The 20,515-nt window shown below is 59.6% G+C and carries 19 protein-coding genes; 2 read left to right on the top strand and 17 right to left on the bottom strand.

The genetic code is table 11. From position 1 onward, the window contains the following. Positions 1-56: 56 nt before the first annotated feature. Positions 57-518 (bottom strand): PaaI family thioesterase, encoded by a 462-nt coding sequence (locus tag ABIE20_RS19555; RefSeq protein ID WP_429506679.1) that lies wholly within the window; start codon positions 516-518, stop codon positions 57-59. Continuing rightward, positions 515-991, bottom strand: a complete 477-nt coding sequence (locus ABIE20_RS19560) for a PaaI family thioesterase (RefSeq protein ID WP_429506680.1) — start codon at positions 989-991, stop codon at positions 515-517. The genes ABIE20_RS19555 and ABIE20_RS19560 overlap by 4 nt, the downstream gene beginning before the upstream one ends. Before the next feature lie 152 nt (positions 992-1,143). On the opposite strand from ABIE20_RS19560, the gene ABIE20_RS19565 reads away from it, so the two are divergent. Further along, complete coding sequence (locus ABIE20_RS19565; RefSeq protein WP_045202206.1) at positions 1,144-1,419, top strand: hypothetical protein; 276 nt, start codon at positions 1,144-1,146, stop codon at positions 1,417-1,419. 86 nt (positions 1,420-1,505) lie between these two features. Here ABIE20_RS19565 and ABIE20_RS19570 read toward each other — a convergent pair whose 3' ends face one another. The 11 genes from ABIE20_RS19570 to sdhC all read right to left on the bottom strand — a co-directional run bounded on the left by ABIE20_RS19570 (position 1,506) and on the right by sdhC (position 15,456). Then, complete coding sequence (locus ABIE20_RS19570; RefSeq protein ID WP_429506682.1) at positions 1,506-2,246, bottom strand: DUF599 domain-containing protein; 741 nt, start codon at positions 2,244-2,246, stop codon at positions 1,506-1,508. A gap of 189 nt (positions 2,247-2,435) precedes the next feature. Next, positions 2,436-3,749, bottom strand: coding sequence for a branched-chain amino acid transport system II carrier protein (brnQ, locus tag ABIE20_RS19575; RefSeq protein WP_045202210.1), 1,314 nt, complete (start codon positions 3,747-3,749; stop codon positions 2,436-2,438). Positions 3,750-4,103: 354 nt separating this feature from the next. Beyond that, positions 4,104-4,988 carry a succinate--CoA ligase subunit alpha gene (gene sucD / locus ABIE20_RS19580; RefSeq protein ID WP_004376004.1) on the bottom strand — a complete coding sequence of 295 codons (885 nt, stop codon included), beginning with the start codon at positions 4,986-4,988 and terminating at the stop codon, positions 4,104-4,106. Next, positions 4,988-6,154 carry an ADP-forming succinate--CoA ligase subunit beta gene (gene sucC / locus ABIE20_RS19585; protein WP_010224674.1) on the bottom strand — a complete coding sequence of 389 codons (1,167 nt, stop codon included), beginning with the start codon at positions 6,152-6,154 and terminating at the stop codon, positions 4,988-4,990. Before sucC ends, sucD begins: the two co-directional genes overlap by 1 nt. 175 nt (positions 6,155-6,329) lie before the next feature. After that, on the bottom strand, positions 6,330-7,766 hold the full coding sequence (gene lpdA, locus ABIE20_RS19590; protein ID WP_038996215.1) for a dihydrolipoyl dehydrogenase: 1,437 nt from the start codon (positions 7,764-7,766) through the stop codon (positions 6,330-6,332). Positions 7,767-7,871: 105 nt separating this feature from the next. Beyond that, positions 7,872-9,095, bottom strand: a complete 1,224-nt coding sequence (gene odhB, locus ABIE20_RS19595) for a 2-oxoglutarate dehydrogenase complex dihydrolipoyllysine-residue succinyltransferase (RefSeq protein ID WP_429506685.1) — start codon at positions 9,093-9,095, stop codon at positions 7,872-7,874. Between the two features lie 42 nt (positions 9,096-9,137). Further along, the gene (locus ABIE20_RS19600; protein WP_429506686.1) at positions 9,138-11,969 is read right to left on the bottom strand and encodes a 2-oxoglutarate dehydrogenase E1 component; all 2,832 of its coding nucleotides are present in this window, start codon (positions 11,967-11,969) and stop codon (positions 9,138-9,140) included. Between the two features lie 246 nt (positions 11,970-12,215). Next, a complete protein-coding gene (locus tag ABIE20_RS19605; RefSeq protein WP_010224678.1) occupies positions 12,216-12,920 on the bottom strand; it encodes a succinate dehydrogenase iron-sulfur subunit in 705 nt (234 codons plus the stop codon). An 11-nt stretch (positions 12,921-12,931) separates the two neighbouring features. Further along, positions 12,932-14,704 (bottom strand): succinate dehydrogenase flavoprotein subunit, encoded by a 1,773-nt coding sequence (gene sdhA, locus ABIE20_RS19610; protein WP_429506688.1) that lies wholly within the window; start codon positions 14,702-14,704, stop codon positions 12,932-12,934. Between the two features lie 3 nt (positions 14,705-14,707). Further along, positions 14,708-15,076, bottom strand: coding sequence for a succinate dehydrogenase, hydrophobic membrane anchor protein (gene sdhD / locus ABIE20_RS19615; RefSeq protein WP_028945358.1), 369 nt, complete (start codon positions 15,074-15,076; stop codon positions 14,708-14,710). Further along, positions 15,070-15,456 carry a succinate dehydrogenase, cytochrome b556 subunit gene (gene sdhC / locus ABIE20_RS19620; protein ID WP_174242293.1) on the bottom strand — a complete coding sequence of 129 codons (387 nt, stop codon included), beginning with the start codon at positions 15,454-15,456 and terminating at the stop codon, positions 15,070-15,072. The genes sdhD and sdhC overlap by 7 nt, the downstream gene beginning before the upstream one ends. 350 nt (positions 15,457-15,806) lie before the next feature. Here sdhC and gltA point away from each other — a divergent pair, with 350 nt between their 5' ends. After that, positions 15,807-17,096, top strand: coding sequence for a citrate synthase (gene gltA, locus ABIE20_RS19625; RefSeq protein ID WP_258610163.1), 1,290 nt, complete (start codon positions 15,807-15,809; stop codon positions 17,094-17,096). A gap of 144 nt (positions 17,097-17,240) precedes the next feature. Here gltA and ABIE20_RS19630 read toward each other — a convergent pair whose 3' ends face one another. The 4 genes from ABIE20_RS19630 to ABIE20_RS19645 all read right to left on the bottom strand — a co-directional run bounded on the left by ABIE20_RS19630 (position 17,241) and on the right by ABIE20_RS19645 (position 20,241). Then, on the bottom strand, positions 17,241-17,846 hold the full coding sequence (locus tag ABIE20_RS19630; protein WP_429506690.1) for an START domain-containing protein: 606 nt from the start codon (positions 17,844-17,846) through the stop codon (positions 17,241-17,243). 32 nt (positions 17,847-17,878) lie between these two features. After that, positions 17,879-18,133 (bottom strand): YkgJ family cysteine cluster protein, encoded by a 255-nt coding sequence (locus tag ABIE20_RS19635; RefSeq protein WP_429506691.1) that lies wholly within the window; start codon positions 18,131-18,133, stop codon positions 17,879-17,881. 127 nt (positions 18,134-18,260) lie between these two features. After that, entirely contained in the window at positions 18,261-18,734 is a 474-nt protein-coding gene (locus ABIE20_RS19640; protein WP_429506692.1) for a translation initiation factor 2, read from the bottom strand. A gap of 61 nt (positions 18,735-18,795) precedes the next feature. Next, on the bottom strand, positions 18,796-20,241 hold the full coding sequence (locus ABIE20_RS19645; RefSeq protein ID WP_401292733.1) for a PLP-dependent aminotransferase family protein: 1,446 nt from the start codon (positions 20,239-20,241) through the stop codon (positions 18,796-18,798). Positions 20,242-20,515: the final 274 nt, after the last annotated feature.

Consider the following 20,515-nt stretch of genomic DNA (forward strand, 5'->3'; position numbering starts at 1 on the left):
GCAGGCCGGCGGCCTGCTTTCACGGCGGGATGCACAACAGATGGGGGTGGCTGGGGCTATTTCAAGGGCGAGGTCATTTCTTCAATCTTGAAATGTGCGCGCGCCGTGGCAATCGGCTCGTCCGGGTCGCCCTGCCAGGCGGTGATCGCCACGTTGGTCACTCGCCGGCCCTGGCGCCACAGCTGGCAGCGGGCGTAAGTATCGCGATAGTAGCCAGCGCGCAGGTAGTCGATGGAAAAGTCGATGATCTTCGGGATCGCCGCGCTTTCGCTGAAAATCAGCAGGTACAGCGCCGCCGACAGCTCCATGAAACCTGCAATCACCCCGCCGTGGATGGCCGGCAGCAACGGGTTGCCGATATTGTCCTGGCTGGCCGGCAGGCAAAACAGCAGGTCATCGCCCTGGCGGCTGCACTGGATACCAATCAATCCGGAATAAGGGATCAACTGCAGCAGCGGCTCATAATTGCCTTCGGCATGGGCCTGGCGCAGTTGCCGGTGCACTTCTGGCGGGATCATTGGCCACTCCCCTTGAGCTTGTTGGCGAAATTGAGACCGCCCTTGATGCCCTTGCCCAGGCGCATGAAGGTGCCGACTACCTGGGCGATCGGCTGCTGCGGGTCGTCCTGGTAGGCCACCCCGCGGGTGAATATCACATCGCGGGAGACGCGGTAACAGTAGGCATGGCCGAAGATGTCCTTGCCGGCCTCGGCCGGCTGCATATAGTCGATGCGCAGGTCTAGCGTCGGGCATACCTCGAACTCAGGCAGCGCACAAAGGGTAGCCATGCCGCAGGTGGTGTCCATCAGCGTAGTGACCGCCCCGCCGTGCACGGCGCCGGTCTGTGGGTTGCCGACGATCTTCGCCGAATACGGCAACACCAGGGTCATGCCCTGGGCATCAGCATGATGCACGCGCATCTGCAGCACCTGGCAATGTCGCAATGCCGAGAGAAAACGCTCGGCCATTGCCAGCAAAGAAGTGTCGGTCATTTGAAAAACTCCCGGGCCATTGAGAACATGCACACAGTCTGGCAAATGTCCATATAGAACCATTTGTTATATATCTGTATTGTGCGCGGAACTTCTACCGGTTACTTGAGCTCGAAGGAACAAGTAACTTATTCCACAAGGAGAAACACCCCATGCGTAAACCTTTTGCTTTTGCCGTTATGCTCGCCGCTGCTCTGGGCCTGGCCGCTTGCGATAAAGCCAGCGAGAACAAAGCCCAAGATGCTCAACAACACGCCGAGCAAGCCCAAGAGAAGATGGGTGAAGCTCAGGATAAAGTGAACGAGGCAGCGAAAGAAAACGCCGAAGCCGCCAAAGATCAGGCCGAAGCGCAACAGAAAGCCGCTGAAGAAGCTGCAAAAGAAGCTGCACCTGCTGCTCCAGCTACTCCTGCCGAGCCTGCCAAGTAAGCAAGCTCCCTGGAATAAAAAAACCCGACGCTGTCGGGTTTTTTTATGCCTGCTGCAACCAGGTTAAACGATTCAGTCAATCACCTTCAGACGGGGGTTTCTTTGCCGGGCTCCAACACCGGCGCTTCGGTCGGGGTATAGACCATCACATCGAGCACATCGGAGTGGAATTCACGGCGATAAAGCACCAGCACTACCCCGGTACTCATCAACATGAACAACCAAGGGCTGATAAACCAGCAGAGCATGGCCATGCCAAAGTAATAGGAACGCAGGCCAAAGTTAAACTGGTTGGCGGCCAGGGAAATAACCTTGGCGGCTCTAAGGGCAAAGGCTTTACGCTCAAGTTCGCTGACATGGCGCTCGCCGACCATCGGTGCCGAACCCACCAGTACCGCGGCAAAGTTGTATTGACGCATGCACCAACTGAAGGTGAAGAAGGCATACACAAACACCATCGCCAGGCACAGCAACTTGATTTCCGACATGCCCTGGGACGCCTGCTGCACCAACGGCAGGTCCGCCAGCAACGACACTGCGCGGTCCGATGCACCGAGCACAGTGAGAATGCCAGCAAGGATGATCAGGGTGCTGGAGGCAAAGAACGAGGCGTTACGCTCCAGGTTGCCGATCACGCTGGCATCGGCGATGCGGTTGTCGCGCAGCAGCATGCGGCGCATCCAGTCTTCGCGGTACAGGTGCAGCACGCTGGCCAGGCACGCGGTATCGCGGCCCTTCCAGGTGGCGTAGCGGGTGTATCCGCCCCAGCAGACGACAAACCAGCAGGCGGCCAGCAGGTGGATCAGATTGCTTTGAATGAAGCTCATGCAAGGTCCTGATTGAAGTTTCGAGCACAGTAAAGCCCATTGACCGGCTTTCGACGCTTTGCCGCAGAAAAAGACACGTCTGCCATGCAGAAACAAAAAAGCCCCGCATCCTTGCGGACGCGGGGCTCGGAATCTGCCGTGACGGTCACCCTGTTGGCTTGTGGCCGGTGTCCGTCATAAGGCCAATTCTCAGGCCAGCACTTCGCGTGGCTTGCCGAGCATGCGGTCACACACTACCGCAACGCCCAGGGCAACTACCGAAGGCACCAACCAGGCCAGGCCCTGCTCGCTCAGCGGCAGGTGGGCGAGGATTTCCGGCAGTTCGCTGGCCAGGGCGGTGCCCTTGATCGCATCGATCATGCCGAACAGCAGCGACACCAGCATCACCGGCGCCAGGATGCGCACCTCGGAATTCCACAGTTCTTTGCAGAAGCTCAGGCCCACGACCACGATGCACGGCGGGTAAATGGCCGTCAGCACCGGGATCGAGAACATGATCAGCTTGGTCAGGCCGAGGTTGGAGATCAGCAGCGAGAAGCCGGCAAGGATCACCACCAGGGTGCGGTACGACAGCGGCAGTACCTGGCTGAAGTACTCGGCACAGGCGCAGGTCAGGCCAACTGCGGTCACCAGGCAGGCCAGGGCGATCAGCACGGCCAGGAAGCCGCTGCCCAGCGAGCCGAAGGTGTGCTGTACATAGGCATGCAGTACCGCTGCGCCGTTGCTGGCACCGGCGGCGATTTCATGGCTGCCGGCACCCAGGCGGAACAGGCTGATGTACACCAGGGCCAGGCCGACGCCGGCGATCAGGCCGGCGATGATCGCGTAGCGGGTGATCAACCGCGGCGATTCGACACCGCGCGAACGGATGGCATTGACGATGACGATACCGAACACCAGCGCGCCGAGGGTATCCATGGTCAGGTAACCATTGATGAAGCCCTGGGAGAACGGTGCGGCGACGTAGGCCGGCTGCGCTTCACCGATACCACCGGCGGGCAGCATGAACGCGGCGATGCCGAGCGCGGCCAGGGCGATGATCTTCAGTGGCGCGAGGAAGCGGCCGACGGTGTCGAGCAACTTGCCCGGGTACATGGAAACCGCCAGCACCACCAGGAAGTACACCAGGCTGTAGATGAACAGGGCCAGCGGGCTTTCACCGGTCAGCGGCGCAACACCCACCTCGAAGGATACGGTGGCGGTACGCGGGGTCGCGAACAGCGGGCCTACCGACAGGTAGCACACTGCCGCCAGCAGGCCGCCGGCGACTTTGCCGATCGGGCTGCTCAGGGCATCCATGCCGCCGCCGACCTTGGCCAGGGCGACAACGGTGATGACCGGCAGGCCCACAGCAGTGATCAGGAAACCCAGCGCCGCCATCCACACGTGTGGACCGGATTGCAGACCGACGATAGGTGGGAAAATGATATTGCCCGCGCCGACGAACAAAGCGAACGTCATAAAACCAAGTGCCAGGATATCCTGGCCTTTTAAAACTTTCATTAAGGAAATACCACACTGCTGAAATCGGGATTTAGAGAGGGATTTCCCCTTGGGTGAGGGAAATGCTGCCTGGCTGGATGAGCCAGACCCGTTTAGCGTGTCGTTCCCTTTTGGGGAGCGGGCACAAAATGAGTGCATAGGTTAACGAATTTGTCACAGAAACGCACTGCTGCAGGGCTGCTTGTCCGATGTGTGAATATGCGTGTCGCTTGCGCGACAGCCTCAAGCGGCAAGTTACAAGCCGCAAGCTTGCCGCAAAACCCTCTTGGAGCTTGAAGCTTGCCGCTTGCCGCTGCTGCCTGGTAAACAAAAAAGGCCACCCGAAGGTGGCCTTTCTTGTTTAGCGGGCAGTGATTACTTCTTCACTTCCCAGCCAGTCAGCTCGGCCAGGGCCTTGCCGATGTCTGCCAGCGAACGCACGGTTTTCACACCAGCGTCCTGCAGCGCAGCGAATTTCTCGTCTGCAGTGCCTTTGCCGCCGGAGATGATGGCGCCAGCGTGGCCCATACGCTTGCCCGCAGGAGCGGTAACACCAGCGATGTAGGAAACCACAGGCTTGGTGACGTTGGCTTTGATGTAGGCAGCTGCTTCTTCTTCAGCCGAACCGCCGATCTCGCCGATCATGACGATCGCTTCGGTCTTCGGGTCTTCCTGGAACAGCTTCAGGATGTCGATGAAGTTGGAGCCCGGGATCGGGTCGCCACCGATACCGACGCAGGTGGACTGACCGAAACCGGCGTCAGTGGTCTGCTTGACCGCTTCGTAGGTCAGGGTGCCGGAACGCGAAACGATACCGACCTTGCCTGGCAAGTGGATGTGACCTGGCATGATGCCGATCTTGCACTCGCCCGGAGTGATGACGCCTGGGCAGTTAGGGCCGATCAGGGTAACACCCAGTTCGTCGCACTTGACCTTGGCATCGAGCATGTCCAGGGTAGGAATGCCTTCGGTAATGCACACGATCAGCTTGATGCCGCCGAAGGCAGCTTCCAGGATCGAGTCCTTGCAGAAAGGAGCCGGAACGTAGATGACCGACGCGTCAGCGCCGGTAGCTTCTACTGCTTCTTTCACAGTGTTGAACACTGGCAGGCCCAGGTGGGTGGTGCCACCCTTGCCTGGCGTCACGCCGCCGACCATCTTGGTGCCGTAGGCGATGGCTTGCTCGGAGTGGAAAGTACCTTGCGAGCCGGTGAAGCCCTGGCAGATGACTTTGGTGTCTTTATTGATCAGGACGCTCATTACTTGCCCTCCGCAGCTTTGACAACTTGTTGAGCAGCGTCGGTCAGGCTGGTTGCAGCAATGATGTTCAAACCGCTTTCTGCCAGTACTTTAGCACCCAGTTCAGCGTTGTTGCCTTCGAGGCGAACAACAACCGGCACCTTGACGCCGACTTCTTTCACAGCGCCAATGATGCCTTCGGCAATCATGTCGCAGCGAACGATGCCGCCGAAGATGTTGACCAGAACGGCCGCGACATTGCTGTCGGACAGGATGATCTTGAAGGCTTCGGTAACGCGCTCTTTGGTAGCACCACCACCTACGTCGAGGAAGTTGGCTGGCTTGCCGCCGTGCAGGTTGACGATGTCCATGGTACCCATGGCCAGGCCGGCACCGTTGACCATGCAGCCGATGTTGCCTTCCAGGGCCACGTAGTTCAGCTCGAAGCTGGCAGCGTGGGCTTCACGAGGATCGTCCTGCGACGGGTCGTGGAAGGTTTTCAGCTTAGGCTGACGGTACATGGCGTTAGCGTCGATGTTGATCTTGGCATCGAGGCAGTGCAGGTCGCCGTCGGCCTTGATGACCAGCGGGTTTACTTCCAGCAGGGCCAGGTCGTGTTCTTTGAACAGCTTGGCCAGGCCTACGAAAATCTTGGCGAACTGAGCAACTTGCTTGCCTTCCAGACCCAGCTGGAACGCCAGTTCACGACCCTGGAATGGCTGAGCGCCAACCAGTGGATCGATAGTAGCCTTGATGATCTTCTCAGGAGTCTCGTGAGCGACTTTCTCGATGTCCACGCCACCTTCGGTGGAGGCCATGAACACGATACGACGGCTCGAACGGTCGACTACAGCGCCCAGGTACAGCTCTTTGGCGATGTCAGTGCAGGATTCGACCAGGATCTTGGTCACTGGCTGACCGTTGGCGTCGGTCTGGTAGGTTACCAGACGCTTGCCCAACCATTGCGCAGCGAACGCCTTGGCGTCTTCCTTGCTGCGAACCAGCTTGACGCCGCCCGCTTTACCGCGACCACCGGCGTGGACCTGGGCTTTGACAACCCACTCGGTGCCACCGATCTTGTCGCAGGCTTCTGCGGCAGCTTCAGGGGTGTCGACTGCGAAACCCTTGGAAACTGGCAGGCCGTATTCAGCGAACAGCTGCTTACCCTGATACTCGTGAAGATTCATGCTTTTTACCGTCTTCGTTAGGTACTGCGCTTCGGCGCTGCGCTCCATGGGAGTGCCGCGCCACCTGTGACCACTTGCCCCCGGTATGCTCCGGGAGTTCGAGTCCGGCGGACTTTCCGCGGTGAGTCATGCACGCAAGACTCACGACGGGCCACCCGCCGTGGTTTCTTATTGTTTAACGCTTCTTACGGTTGGCAACGTGAATGGCACCGCCATTTACAGCCAGCGCGGCTTCATGCAGCGCTTCGGACAGGGTCGGATGGGAGAAAACCATCATGCCCAGGTCTTCGGCGCTGGTGCCGAATTCCATAGCGATTGCACCCTGCTGCACCAGTTCGGCAGCCGATGGGCCAATCACGTGTACACCCAGGACGCGGTCGGTCTTGGCATCGGCGATGACCTTGACGAAACCACCGGTGTCGTTGGCAGCCATCGCACGGCCGCTGGCCGCGAACGGGAAGGTGCCCACGTTAACCTCAACGCCTTCGGCCTTCAAGGTCTGTTCGGTTTTACCGACCCATGCGATTTCCGGGTGGGTGTAGATAACCGACGGGATCAGGTCGTAGTTCATCTGGGCTTTGTGGCCCTTGATGCGCTCGACAACCATGATGCCCTCTTCCGAGGCCTTGTGCGCCAGCATCATGCCACGAACCACGTCACCGATGGCGTAAACGCCCGGTACGCTGGTCGCGCAGTGATCGTCGACGAAGATGAAACCACGCTCGTCGATGGTCACGCCGCTGTCGGCAGCCAGCAGGTCGGTGGTCACCGGACGACGGCCGACCGCAACGATCAGCTTGTCGAAGGTGATCTTCTGCTCGCCGTTGGCGTCGGTGTAGGTCACTTCGACTTCAGCGCCGTTGACCTTCGAGCCGGTCACGCGAGCGCCCAGCTTGATGTCCAGGCCTTGCTTGGTCAGGGTTTTCAGCGCTTCCTTGGAGACGGCGGCGTCAGCGGCCATCAGGAAGGTGTCCAGGGCTTCCAGGACGGTGACTTCTGCGCCCAGGCGAGCCCAGACCGAACCCAGCTCCAGACCGATCACGCCAGCACCGATCACGCCCAGGCGCTTGGGTACGGTTTGGAATTCCAGGGCGCCGGTGGAGTCGACGATGACGTTCTGGTCGACCGGAGCCGGTGGAATGTCGATCGGACGCGAACCGGAAGCCAGGATGACGTTCTCGGCTTCGATGATTTCGGTAGTGCCGTCAGCCTTGGTGACTTCGACTTTCTTGCCAGCCAGCAGCTTGCCGTGGCCCTGGATCGAGGTTACGCCGTTGGCCTTGAACAGGGTGGCAACACCGCCGGTCAGGTTTTTGACGATGCCAGCCTTGCGGCCAACCATCGCGGCGACGTCCATCTTCACTTCACCAGTGGAGATACCGTGGACGTTGAAGCTCTCTTTGGCTTCCTTGTACTTCCAGGAGCTGTCCAGCAGGGCCTTGGAAGGAATGCAACCCACGTTCAGGCAGGTACCGCCGAGGGCCAGCTTGCCTTCGCCGTCAGTGTACTTCTCGATACAGGCAGTGCTCAGACCGAGTTGCGCAGCCTTGATGGCAGCTACGTAGCCGCCAGGACCTGCGCCAATCACTACCACATCAAATTTTTGCGACATTCAGAAAATCCTCTTTAAAGCTGCAAGCGATAAGCTGCAAGCCACAAGCTCAAGCGCAAACCGTTCAGGCTTGCCGCTTGAAGCTTGCAGCTTGCAGCTGCTCAATCAGATATCCAGCAGCAGACGAGCCGGGTCTTCCAGCAAGTTTTTGATGGTCACCAGGAAGGTCACGGCTTCTTTACCGTCGATCAGACGGTGGTCGTAGGACAGTGCCAGGTACATCATCGGACGGATCACGACCTGACCGTTAACGGCCATAGGACGCTGGATGATGTTGTGCATGCCCAGGATCGCAGCCTGCGGCGGGTTGACGATCGGGGTCGACATCATCGAACCAAAGGTACCACCGTTGGTGATGGTGAAGGTACCGCCGGTCATTTCGTCGATCGACAGTTTGCCGTCACGGGCTTTCTTGCCGAAGGTGGCGATGCCGTTCTCGATTTCAGCCAGGCTCATCTGCTCGGCGTTACGCAGTACCGGTACCACCAGGCCGCGGTCGCTGGAAACGGCAACGCCGATGTCCGCATAACCGTGGTAGACGATGTCGGAACCGTCGATCGAGGCGTTGACGGCCGGGAAGCGTTTCAGCGCTTCGGTGGCAGCCTTGACGAAGAACGACATGAAGCCCAGGCGTACGCCGTTGTGGGTCTTCTCGAACAGGTCCTTGTACTTCGAACGCAGGGCCATGACTTCAGTCATGTCGACTTCGTTGAAGGTGGTCAGCATGGCCATGTTCGACTGTGCTTCTACCAGGCGCTTGGCAACGGTGGCACGTACGCGAGTCATCGGTACACGCTTCTCGGTGCGATCGCCAGTGGCGACGACCGGGGCAGCAGCGGCAGCGGCTGGCTTGGCGGCAGGTGCGGCAGCCGGAGCGGATTTCTTCGCTTCGATGGCAGCAACCACGTCTTCCTTGGTGATGCGACCGTCTTTGCCGGTGCCCTTGATGCTGTTCAGGGCGATGCCGTTTTCTTCGGCCAGCTTGCGAGCAGCCGGAGCGCCGATGGCGTCTTCGTCGCCGGCAGCAGCGGCAGCAGGAGCAGCGGCGGCGGCAGGCGCGGCAGCAGCGGCAGGCGCAGCGGCAGCAACACCACCTTCTTCGATCGAACCCAGGACTTCGTCGGACAGGACGGTCTCGCCCTCGCCCTTGACGATTGCACCCAGTACGCCGTCAGCGGTAGCCAGTACTTCCAGGACAACCTTGTCGGTTTCGATGTCGACGATCAGCTCGTCACGCTTGACGGCTTCGCCCGGTTGCTTGTGCCAGGTGGCAACGGTGCCATCGGCAACCGATTCCGGGAAAGTAGGGGCTTTGATCTCGATAGCCATTATCAGTGGTTCCTTAAATTCGGTTTCTGGTGCGCGATGGCATTAAACGGTGAAGGCATCTTGCAGCAGTTTTTCCTGCTGCTCGGCGTGCATCGAAGCGTAACCACAAGCAGGTGCTGCCGAAGCATCGCGACCGGCGTACTCGAGGACCAGGTCCTTGTTGTGACGGGTCAGGATACGACGCATGTGGTGTTGGCTGCTGTACCAGGCGCCCTGGTTCATCGGCTCTTCCTGGCACCACACCACATCCTTGAGATTGGTGTACGGCGCGAGGATTTCGACCAGGTCGTCTTCAGGGAACGGATACAGCTGCTCGATACGCACGATGGCGATATCTTCGCGGCCTTCGGCACGGCGTTTTTCCAGCAGATCGTAGTAGACCTTGCCGCTGCACAGGACCAGGCGCGTGACGTTCTTCGGATCGAGGGTATCGATTTCCGGGATCACGGTCTGGAACGAGCCTTCGGCCAGTTCTTCCAGGGTCGAGATGGCCAGCTTGTGGCGCAGCAGCGACTTTGGCGTCAGCACGATCAGCGGCTTGCGCAGCGGACGGATGACCTGACGACGCAGCAGGTGGTAGATCTGAGCCGGCGTGGTCGGTACGCAAACCTGGACGTTGTGCTCGGCGCACAGCTGCAGGTAACGCTCCAGACGTGCCGAGGAGTGCTCAGGCCCCTGCCCTTCATAACCGTGTGGCAGCAGCATGGTCAGACCGCACAGACGGCCCCACTTGTGCTCGCCGCTGGTGATGAACTGGTCGACAACCACCTGGGCACCGTTGGCGAAGTCGCCGAACTGGGCTTCCCAGATCACCAGCGCATTCGGCTGGGTGGTCGAGTAGCCGTATTCGAACGCCAGGACCGCTTCTTCGGACAGGAACGAATCGTACAGGTCGAAACGTGGCTGGCCTTCAAAGAGGTTCTGCAGCGGGATGTAGGTGCTGGCGTCCTTCTGGTTGTGCAACACCGCGTGGCGGTGCGAGAAGGTGCCGCGACCAATATCCTGCCCGGTCATGCGAATCGGGTGACCTTCGAACGCGAGGGTGGCGTAGGCCATGGTTTCGGCGTAGCCCCAGTTGATCGGCAAGCCACCGGCCTGCATCTTCTGGCGATCTTCGTAGATCTTCGAAACCTGACGCTGAACCACGAAGCCTTCCGGCAGCTCCAGCAGCTTGGCCGACAGCTCCTGCAGGGTCTTCAGATCGAAGCGGGTGTCGTGACGCGCGGTCCAGGCGTGGCCCAGGTACGGACGCCAGTCGACGAACAGCTCTTTGTTCGGCTCTTTGACCAGGCTTTTCACTACGTGCAGGCCGTTGTCCAGCGCGTTGCGGTACTCGTCGACCTTGGCCTGGACGCGTTCGGCGTCAAGGCGACCCGCCTGGGTCAGGACGTCGGCGTACAGCTCGCGGGTGGTGCGCTGCTTGGCGATCTGCTGGTACATCAGCGGCTGGGTGCCGTTCGGCTCGTCGGCCTCGTTGTGGCCGCGACGACGGTAGCAGACCAGGTCGATGACCACGTCACGCTTGAACTGCATGCGGTAATCGACGGCCAGCTGGGTCACGAACAGCACTGCTTCCGGATCATCACCGTTGACGTGCAGGATCGGCGCCTGAATCATCTTGGCGACGTCGGTGGCGTACTCGGTGGAACGCGAGTCCAGCGGGTTGCTGATGGTGAAACCAACCTGGTTGTTGATCACGATGTGCACGGTACCGCCGGTCTTGAAACCGCGGGTCTGCGACATCTGGAAGGTTTCCATGACCACGCCTTGACCGGCGAATGCCGCGTCACCGTGGATGGAAATCGGCAGTACCTTGTCGCCAACGGTGTCGTTGCGACGGTCCTGACGGGCACGTACCGAACCTTCAACCACTGGCGAGACGATCTCCAGGTGCGAAGGGTTGAACGCCATGGCCAGGTGAACTTCGCCACCGGCAGTCATCACGTTGGACGAGAAGCCCTGGTGGTATTTCACGTCACCGGAACCCAGTTCGACCTTCTTCTTGCCTTCGAACTCGTCGAACAGGTCGCGCGGGTTCTTGCCGAAGGTGTTGACCAGGACGTTCAGACGACCACGGTGGGCCATGCCGATGACAACTTCCTTGGTGCCGTAGGAACCGGAGCGCTGAATCAGCTCGTCCAGCATCGGAATCAGGCTCTCGCCGCCTTCCAGGCCGAAACGCTTGGTGCCCGGGTATTTGGTACCCAGGTATTTTTCCAGACCCTCGGCGGCGGTGACGCGCTCGAGCAGGTGGCTCTGAATATCCGCAGAGAAGACTGGACGCCCACGCACGCTCTCCAGACGCTGCTGGAACCAGCTGCGCTGCTCGGAGTCGACGATGTGGGTGAATTCGGCGCCAATGGTGCGGCAATATGTCTGCTGCAAAGCGTCGAAGATTTCGCGTAGGCTCGCTTCCTCTTTGCCGATGAACAGGTCGCCGGCACGGAAGGTCGTATCAAGATCGGCATTGGTCAAGCCGTAATGATTGATCGACAGGTCTACTGGCGCAGGGCGCTGCCACAACCCCAGGGGGTCGAGCTTAGCGGCTTGGTGGCCGCGCATACGGTAGGCCTGGATCAGTCGCAGAACTTCAACCTGCTTCTTCTCGTGTTCACTGCTCACGCTCCCGGCGGAAACCGGTTGGGCGCGGCGCTGGTTCTTTGCCAGCAGTACGAAATGGTCGCGGATTGTAGAGTGCGATACATCGGTAGCGGTGCTGCCTTCGGCGGGCAACTTCTGGAAGTAAGTGCGCCACTCTTCTGGCACAGCGTTAGGGTCGTGCAGGTAAAGCTCGTAGAGCTCTTCCACATATGCAGCGTTACCACCTGAAAGGTGGGCGCTATCCCACATGCGCTGCATCACGCTTTCTTGCATGCTTGGTCACCCTCGGTTAGGGGACGGATCGGCAAGAGCCACAGCACGCCTGGAAAAGTCCTAATGCAGCGACCCAACCAAGCCACCAAGGATCCTACAGATTTTCCGGGTACCAGCCCGGAAGCCCCTGCTGGTCTCATATCTTCATAGGTAAAAGCTTGGGCTTTGTGGGCCCTAGCTCGGGTTTCACCTTGGTGCGGGCAAGGGCCCGCACCTTGGCGTACTACGGGTACAACACTTTTAAAATCAGGTACCGCTTTGCAGCAGCATGTTACGTACGTGACCGATGGCCTTGGTCGGGTTCAGACCTTTAGGGCAAACGTTTACGCAGTTCATGATGCCGCGGCAACGGAACACGCTGAACGGGTCATCCAGCGAAGCCAGACGCTCCTGGGTCTTGGTGTCACGGCTGTCGGCCAGGAAACGATAGGCCTGCAGCAGTGCAGCTGGACCGAGGAACTTGTCCGGGTTCCACCAGAACGACGGGCAGGAAGTCGAGCAGCAAGCGCACAGGATGCACTCGTACAGGCCGTCCAGCTTTTCACGTTCTTCCGGCGACTGCAGGCGCTCGATGGCCGGAGCCGGCGTGTCGTTCTGCAGGAATGGCTTCACCTTCTCGTACTGCTTGTAGAAGATGCTCATATCGACGACCAGGTCACGAATGACCGGCAATCCAGGCAAAGGGCGAACAATCAGCTTGTTGCGCTTGACCACGGCCGACAGCGGCGTGATGCAGGCCAGGCCGTTCTTGCCGTTGATGTTCATGCCATCGGAACCGCAAACACCTTCACGGCAGGAACGACGATACGAGAAACCTTCGTCCTGTTCCTTGATCAGTGCCAAGACATCGAGAACCATCAGGTCCTTGCCGCCGGTATCGACCTGGAACACCTGCATCTTGGGTGCCGAGTCGGTATCGGGGTTGTAACGATAAACTTCGACTTGCAACATTGTGGCCACCCTTAGTAAGTCCGGACTTTAGGCTCGAACGCCGGAACGGTTTTCGGCGCGAAGTTGACGGCGCGCTTGGCGACGCGCTTCTCACCCGGGAAGTACAGGGTGTGGCACAGCCAGTTTTCGTCGTCACGGTCTTCGTAGTCTTCACGGGCGTGAGCGCCGCGGGACTCTTTACGGACTTCTGCAGCGATTGCAGTGGCCTCGGCGACTTCCAGCAGGTTCTGCAGCTCCAGCGCTTCGATACGCGCGGTGTTGAAGGCCTGGGACTTGTCGTTGATCTTGACATTGGCGATGCGCTCGCGCAGGCCAGCCAGTTGCTCGATACCCTTCTGCATGTATTCGCCGGTACGGAATACACCGAAGTAGTTCTGCATGCAGCTTTGCAGCTCGCGACGCAGGGTAGCCACGTCTTCGCCGGTGTTGCGCTCGTTGAGCTTGTTCAGGCGGCTCAGGGCAACATCGATGTCGGTGTCGCTGGCGTCGAGGTATTCGATACCGTCGCTCAGCGCTTTTTCCAGGTGCAGGCCGGCAGCGCGACCGAAGACTACCAGGTCGAGCAGCGAGTTGCCGCCCAGGCGGTTGGCACCGTGAACCGATACGCACGCCACTTCACCGACCGCGAACAGGCCCGGGATGATGTGGTCGACGCCATCGGCGTCCTGGGTCATGGCCTGGCCATGGATGTTGGTGGCAACGCCGCCCATCATGTAGTGGCAGGTTGGCACAACAGGAACCGGCGCGACCACAGGGTCAACGTGAGCGAAGGTCTTGGACAGCTCGCAGATGCCTGGCAGGCGGCTGTGCAGTACTTCTTCACCCAGGTGGTCAAGCTTGAGCATCACGTGGTCGCCGTTAGGGCCACAGCCGTTGCCGGCGATGATTTCTTTAACCATGGAACGGGCCACAACGTCACGACCGGCGAGGTCTTTGGCGTTAGGCGCATAACGTTCCATGAAACGCTCGCCGTGCTTGTTGATCAGGTAACCGCCTTCACCGCGGCAACCTTCAGTGACCAGTACACCAGCGCCGGCGATGCCGGTCGGGTGGAACTGCCACATCTCGATGTCCTGCACCGGAACGCCTGCACGCAGGGCCATGCCGATACCGTCACCGGTATTGATCAGGGCGTTGGTGGTGGAGGAGTAGATACGGCCTGCACCGCCAGTGGCCAGAACGGTAGCCTTGGCTTTGATGTACAGGGTTTCGCCGGTTTCGATGCAGATGGCGATCACACCGACGAACGCACCTTCCTGGTTCTTCACCAGGTCAACGGCGTAGTACTCGTTGAGGAAGGTGGTGCCTGCTTTCAGGTTGCCCTGGTACAGGGTGTGCAGCAGCGCGTGACCGGTACGGTCGGAGGCGGCGCAGGTACGGGCGGCCTGGCCACCTTTACCGAAGTCCTTGGACTGACCGCCGAACGGGCGCTGGTAGATACGGCCTTGCTCGGTACGCGAGAACGGCAGACCCATGTGGTCCAGTTCGAACACGGCAGCAGGACCTTCCTGACACATGTATTCGATAGCGTCCTGGTCACCGATGTAGTCGGAACCCTTGACGGTATCGTACATGTGCCAGCGCCAGTCATCGTTCGGGTCGGCCGAAGCGATGGCACAGGTGATGCCACCCTGGGCCGATACAGTGTGCGAACGGGTCGGGAAGACCTTGGTGATCACGGCAGTCTTGTGACCGCCCTGGGCCAGCTGCAGCGCAGCGCGCATGCCGGCACCGCCGCCACCAATGATGATGGCGTCGAATGAAATCGTAGGAATGTTAGCCATGAATCAGATACCCCAGAGAATCTGCACACCCCAGACGAAGTACGCGAACATCGCGACACCACATACCGCCTGGAACAGGAAACGTACGGCAGTCGCCGACTTGCCCAGCGCCATCGGCGTCAGGTAGTCGGTGGCAATGGTCCACATGCCGACCCAGGCGTGAGCGCCCAGGGCCACAAGGGCCAGCAGACTGAAAATACGCATCGCGTTGTTGGAGAACAGAGCGTGCCACTGGGCAAACTCGATGCCCGGGTGCGCGACCAGGTATCCGATCAGGAAAATGAAATAAGCCGCGAGAACGACCGCAGAAACGCGCTGCGCCATCCAGTCATAGAGGCCCGAACGCGAGAGGTTCGTGACGTTGGTTACCATATCCAAACTCCTGCCAGCACAATCACCACCACGGAAACGGCGATGATAATTTTCGAGCCCAGTCGGCCGCCTTCCAGCGTTTCACCGATGCCCATGTCCATGATCAAGTGGCGCACACCGGCTACCAAGTGATACAGCAAGGCGGACAGGAGGCCCCATGCCACGAACTTGGCCAGCGGACTGGTCAAGCATGCCTTCACCTCGGCGAAACCTTCCTCCGAACCCAGGGATTTGCCCAATGCATAAAGCATGAAGCCAAGGCCCAGGAAGAGGATGATGCCGGAAACACGGTGAAGAAATGACGTAACGCCGGTAATGGGGAGTTTGATGGTCCTTAGGTCTAGGTTTACAGGTCGTTGGCTTTTCACGGCTTTTTTCACACTGAAGAGCCCCTAGCAAGCAGGGCAAAGTTGTTGGTAAGTGTACTGGTCAGGTACCCACCACCCAGGGAGTGACGACCCCAGCAACACGGGCTTGCAAGCCCCTGGCGGTCGGGGGCCGATTATAGACAGTTAGGCTACTAATGACAACGCAGACACCTAGCCCAAATAGCGCATTGCCTTTAGCGAACAAAAGGCGTAAACGGGCGGTAATTTCGAGGAAAAACAGCGCCCAAAGCCCTTTACAACCGTGCTTTAGGCAAATTGACATTCGAATTTATCTCACTATAGTGGTGCGGGCCCTGCGTGGGGGGTCTGTCTGATGATTTCAAGCATTAATAGGAGGCCACATGGCTGACAAAAAAGCGCAGTTGGTCATCGAGGGCGCAGCCCCCGTCGAGCTGCCCATTTTAACCGGCACCGTTGGTCCCGATGTTATCGACGTTAGAGGGTTGGGGGCCACGGGTCACTTCACTTTCGACCCTGGTTTCATGGCGACCGCATCCTGCGAGTCGAAGATCACTTATATCGACGGCGACAAGGGTATCCTGCTGCACCGCGGCTATCCGATCGAGCAACTGGCCGAAAAATCCGACTACCTCGAGACTTGCTACCTGCTGCTCAACGGCGAACTGCCGAATGCCGAGCAGAAGGCCCAGTTCGTCAGCACCGTGAAGAACCACACCATGGTTCACGAGCAGTTGAAGTCCTTCTTCAACGGCTTCCGTCGCGACGCCCACCCGATGGCCGTCATGTGCGGCGTGGTTGGCGCCCTGTCGGCGTTCTACCATGACTCGCTGGACATCAATAACCCGCAGCACCGCGAAATCTCCGCGGTCCGCCTGGTCGCCAAGATGCCGACCCTGGCAGCGATGGTGTACAAGTACTCCATGGGCCAGCCCATGATGTACCCGCGCAACGACCTGTCGTACGCGGAAAACTTCCTGCACATGATGTTCAACACCCCGTGCGAGATCAAACCGATCAGCCCGGTACTGGCCAAGGCAATGGACCGGATCTTCATCCTCCACGCCGACCACGAGCAGAACGCATCGACCTCCACCGTCCGTCTGGCCGGCTCTTCGGGTGCCAACCCGTTCGCCTGTATCGCTGCCGGCATCGCTGCACTGTGGGGCCCTGCCCACGGCGGCGCCAACGAAGCGGTACTGACCATGCTCGATGAAATCGGCGATGTCTCGAACATCGACACGTTCATCGCCAAGGCCAAGGACAAGAACGATCCGTTCAAGCTGATGGGCTTCGGTCACCGCGTTTACAAAAACCGCGACCCGCGCGCCACCGTGATGAAACAGACCTGCGACGAAGTCCTGCGCGAGCTGGGCATCAAGAACGACCCGCAGCTGGAACTGGCCATGCGCCTGGAAGAGATCGCCCTCACCGATCCTTACTTCATCGAGCGCTCGCTATACCCGAACGTCGACTTCTACTCGGGGATCATCCTCAAGGCGATCGGCATTCCAACCAGCATGTTCACCGTGATCTTCGCCCTGGCGCGGACCGTCGGCTGGATTTCGCACTGGAAAGAAATGCTCTCCAGCCCTTACAAGATCGGCCGCCCTCGCCAGCTGTACACCGGCTACGAGTCGCGCGACATCGTCAAGCTGGAAGACCGCAAGTAAGCCCTTCGGGCCGAACACGAAAAAGGCTGCCCTCGGGCAGCCTTTTTTTTGCGCTCTCATCGCGGCTCACGCCCCCTGTGGGAGCGGGCTTGCCCCGCGATTCCCCAACAGTTGACGCAAGCCCGCCAATTACACCAACTGTACTTACGGCTTCTCGGCCCGCTCTTTCAACGCTTTCAAAGTATTGAACGGCGCATCGACCACAAACTTGTTCGCCACCATCGACGGCACGCTGCCGCCCGGCTCGGTGTGTACCTGGTAAGTCACCTCGGTGCCACCGTCTTTTGGCTGCAGCTTCCAGAAACCCTCGACCTTGGCCACCCGCACAAAGCCCTTCTCTTCCGGCAGGTAGGTGGGTACGCCTTGAAGCTTGCGGGTCAGGCTGCCATCGGCCGCGACGGTAGTGGTGACATGCATGACCGAATCACGCGCAGTAACCGGCCACGGGGTATTGAACTGGGTGTAGGTCCAGCTCTGGTCACCTTCGGTTTTCAGCAGCTTTTGCGACTTGCACTCATGAATCCAGGCGCAGGCCCCGGCAACGTCTTCCTGCAAGGCCTTGACCTTGGCCAGCGGCGCCTTGATGAAGGTTACGCCGCGATAGGCTTTGTAATCGGATCCGGCAACCTCGCTTAGCTCGATCTTGATCCCCTCTTCGTCCTTGGCTTGCTTCCAATTCTCGGCATGCGCCAGCGGCACCAGCGCCGCTCCCAGACCCAACACCAGTGCCATGTGCTTAAACGATCCCATGCTTTTGTTCCTTATTGTCGAAGATCCGCGTTTCAAGCTGCCGTCATTTGCTCAAGCCACCCCAGGATCCTGATCGCCTCGTCGCGGTCGTTGCCGCAGACCTCGGCCTCTGCCTTGAAACCACCACACACCGGCGGGCGCTCGGGCTTGCCGAACAAGCCACAGAGGTTGGCAACCGACAAGTGCAGGCAGCGCTCACCGGCGGGCTTGCCCTTGGGCATCCCCGGTATCGGCGAGCTGATGGAGGGCGCAATGCAGCAGGCGCCACAACCTTCACGGCAATTCATGACAACAGAATCCTCGGAGTAACAAATGATGAATGAACCCGGATAGTAACCGCTTAAACAGGTGTTTGAAATTGCTCGCAGGATGAAATATCAGCCTGAAAGTGATGACCGAACAGTCAGTTCTGCCCTACTGCTTGAACTCGAACTCGATCGCCGCGCCTTCGACATCCTTGCGGCTTTCATTGCGCAGTTGCAGCTGCATTTCGTTGCTGATCAGCCGGCCATTGAGCTGGAACGGACTGTCAGACGGCGGCTTTTCGCCAAACAGATAGGGCAGCAATGGCTTGGGCAGCGGCGCTTGTTCCTGGGTGTCGGGCTTCATTTCCTTGACCAGGCCAGAGGGCAGGCTTAAGTCGAGCTTGGTTTTGGGCAACGGCTTTGGTGCCGCCTTGGCACTTTTGCGCGCGCTGCGCTGGGTGGCCTTGGCAGTGGCTTTTTTACGCACCGGCGGTGTTTTTGCCTGCTTTGGCTTGGCGACAGGCGTGGTGCTTTTCGTTGCGGAGGCTTTGCCGGCCGGCGCGGTTTCGGCCACTGCTGCCCAGGTGCAGGCCAAGCCACCGAGCAAACACAGGGACAACCCGATACAACGCAACGCTTTCATAGGCACCGACGATTATCCCTAAAAATGCTTATGCTCCCCGTTCCCGACGCGACTGGCAAGTCTAGAAAAACGCGCCCGAGGCCGATTCCTGGCACAACTGGCTGGCGAGCATCCCCAGGGTCATCACCGCCCGCTCCGCTTCACGGTTCCATGGGATGCCGCAGTTCAGGCGGATGCAGTGGTTGAACTGCTCGGTATTACTGAAGATCAGCCCCGGAGCGATACTGATGCCCTGTTGCAGCGCGCGCACATGCAACTCCTGGGTATTGACCCGCCCCGGCAGGCTCACCCAGAGGATGAAACCACCGGTGGGCCGGGTCATCTGTGTGCCTTCGGGGAAGTGCTGCTGCACGGCCAGTTGATAGGCACTGAGATTTTTCCGGTACTCCTGACGGATGAAACGCAGATGCCGGTCGTAACCTCCGTTCTCCAGGTAGGACGCCACTCCCATTTGGGTCACGCTGCAGGCCGAGTGGGTAGTGAAGGTCTGCAAGCGCTGGATTTCCGCCTGGTACTTGCCGGCGATCATCCAGCCGATGCGCACACCCGGCGACAAGGTCTTGGAAAAGCTCGAGCAATAGATCACCCGGCTTAGCCGGTCGAAGGCCTTGAGCGCCTTGGTCTTGCCTTGCTCGAACATCAACTCGCCATAGATATCATCTTCAATGATCTGGATGTCGAAGTCCGACGCCAGGCGCAACAGCTGCTTCTGGCGATCTTCCGGAATAGTGCCGCCCAGCGGATTGCTCAGGCGCGCGGTCAACACCAGGGCCTTGATCGACCACTGGTTGGCCGCCAACTGCAACGCTTCGAGGCTGATGCCGGTAGACGGATCACTGGGAATTTCGATGACTTTCAGGCCGAGCAGGTCGGCCAGTTGCAGTAAGCCGTAGTAGGTTGGCGATTCAGCGGCGATCAGGTCGCCCGGCCGGGTCAATACCCGTAGCGACATCTGCAGGGCGTCGACGCAGCCATGGGTGACCACCACTTCGCTGGGGTCGACCACCACGCCGGCATCGCGCATGCGAATGGCGATCTGCCGGCGCAGTGGCTCGAAGCCCGGGCTGAACATATAGCTGAAAGCCCGCGGGCTATGAAATCGGGTGACCTTGGCCAACTGCTGGTGCAGCGCCCGCACCGGTAAATAGTCGACATGCGGTACCGCCGCGCCAAAGGGGAACACCCCGTCGCGCCGGGCTTCGGTCAATACCTGCTGGATGATGCTGCTGCGCGTAACCAGGCCCGGGCGCTCGACCCGGGCGATGTCCGGGGTTTGCGCGGTCAGCGCCGGCGTCTGGTGCACGTAATAACCGGACTGCGGCCGTGCGCGGATCAGGCCCTGGTCCTCGAGGTTGGCATAGGCCTGCAGCACCGTGGCATGGCTGACATTGAGCTGCGAGCTCATCTTGCGCACCGACGGCACCCGCTCACCTGGCTGGTACACACCGCGGCGAATATCTTCGGCCAGTTGCTGGGCGATGCGCTGGTAGAGCAACAGGTTGGTCATGATCAGTTCTCGACACGCAGGCAATGTAGTTGTTTTTGTACGGCTGTTTCGGCCCAGAATACCGTAACAGTTGCGAAGTGTACTGGGACAGATTGCAGAATAGTCGACAATACAGTTGTGTGACAGAGAGGGCGATTATCATTTTCTGCGAGCTTATCCATTCGCTGGGGCGCCGCTGCTGGCCCCTTCCGCCCTTACGGCGGGTCCCTTTTGTTCTTGGCAAAAGGAACCAAAACCGCTCGCTCCAGCATACGGCCCTACGCTGCGCTCCGGG

Origin of the sequence: Pseudomonas sp. 2835 (assembly GCF_050435905.1) — a bacterium.
GTDB lineage: Bacteria > Pseudomonadota > Gammaproteobacteria > Pseudomonadales > Pseudomonadaceae > Aquipseudomonas.

Excerpts from the sequence above, each read along its gene's own strand:
- odhB (WP_429506685.1), bottom strand. The coding sequence starts at position 9,095 with ATGGCTATCGAGATCAAAGCCCCTACTTTCCCGGAATCGGTTGCCGAT.
- ABIE20_RS19555 (WP_429506679.1), bottom strand. The coding sequence starts at position 518 with ATGATCCCGCCAGAAGTGCACCGGCAACTGCGCCAGGCCCATGCCGAA.
- ABIE20_RS19635 (WP_429506691.1), bottom strand. The coding sequence starts at position 18,133 with ATGAATTGCCGTGAAGGTTGTGGCGCCTGCTGCATTGCGCCCTCCATC.
- sucD (WP_004376004.1), bottom strand. The coding sequence starts at position 4,988 with ATGAGCGTCCTGATCAATAAAGACACCAAAGTCATCTGCCAGGGCTTC.
- ABIE20_RS19560 (WP_429506680.1), bottom strand. The coding sequence starts at position 991 with ATGACCGACACTTCTTTGCTGGCAATGGCCGAGCGTTTTCTCTCGGCA.
- ABIE20_RS19645 (WP_401292733.1), bottom strand. The coding sequence starts at position 20,241 with ATGACCAACCTGTTGCTCTACCAGCGCATCGCCCAGCAACTGGCCGAA.
- ABIE20_RS19600 (WP_429506686.1), bottom strand. The coding sequence starts at position 11,969 with ATGCAAGAAAGCGTGATGCAGCGCATGTGGGATAGCGCCCACCTTTCA.
- ABIE20_RS19640 (WP_429506692.1), bottom strand. The coding sequence starts at position 18,734 with ATGAAAGCGTTGCGTTGTATCGGGTTGTCCCTGTGTTTGCTCGGTGGC.
- ABIE20_RS19630 (WP_429506690.1), bottom strand. The coding sequence starts at position 17,846 with ATGGGATCGTTTAAGCACATGGCACTGGTGTTGGGTCTGGGAGCGGCG.
- ABIE20_RS19565 (WP_045202206.1), top strand. The coding sequence starts at position 1,144 with ATGCGTAAACCTTTTGCTTTTGCCGTTATGCTCGCCGCTGCTCTGGGC.
- sucC (WP_010224674.1), bottom strand. The coding sequence starts at position 6,154 with ATGAATCTTCACGAGTATCAGGGTAAGCAGCTGTTCGCTGAATACGGC.
- sdhD (WP_028945358.1), bottom strand. The coding sequence starts at position 15,076 with ATGGTAACCAACGTCACGAACCTCTCGCGTTCGGGCCTCTATGACTGG.
- ABIE20_RS19605 (WP_010224678.1), bottom strand. The coding sequence starts at position 12,920 with ATGTTGCAAGTCGAAGTTTATCGTTACAACCCCGATACCGACTCGGCA.
- lpdA (WP_038996215.1), bottom strand. The coding sequence starts at position 7,766 with ATGTCGCAAAAATTTGATGTGGTAGTGATTGGCGCAGGTCCTGGCGGC.
- sdhA (WP_429506688.1), bottom strand. The coding sequence starts at position 14,704 with ATGGCTAACATTCCTACGATTTCATTCGACGCCATCATCATTGGTGGC.
- gltA (WP_258610163.1), top strand. The coding sequence starts at position 15,807 with ATGGCTGACAAAAAAGCGCAGTTGGTCATCGAGGGCGCAGCCCCCGTC.
- ABIE20_RS19570 (WP_429506682.1), bottom strand. The coding sequence starts at position 2,246 with ATGAGCTTCATTCAAAGCAATCTGATCCACCTGCTGGCCGCCTGCTGG.
- brnQ (WP_045202210.1), bottom strand. The coding sequence starts at position 3,749 with ATGAAAGTTTTAAAAGGCCAGGATATCCTGGCACTTGGTTTTATGACG.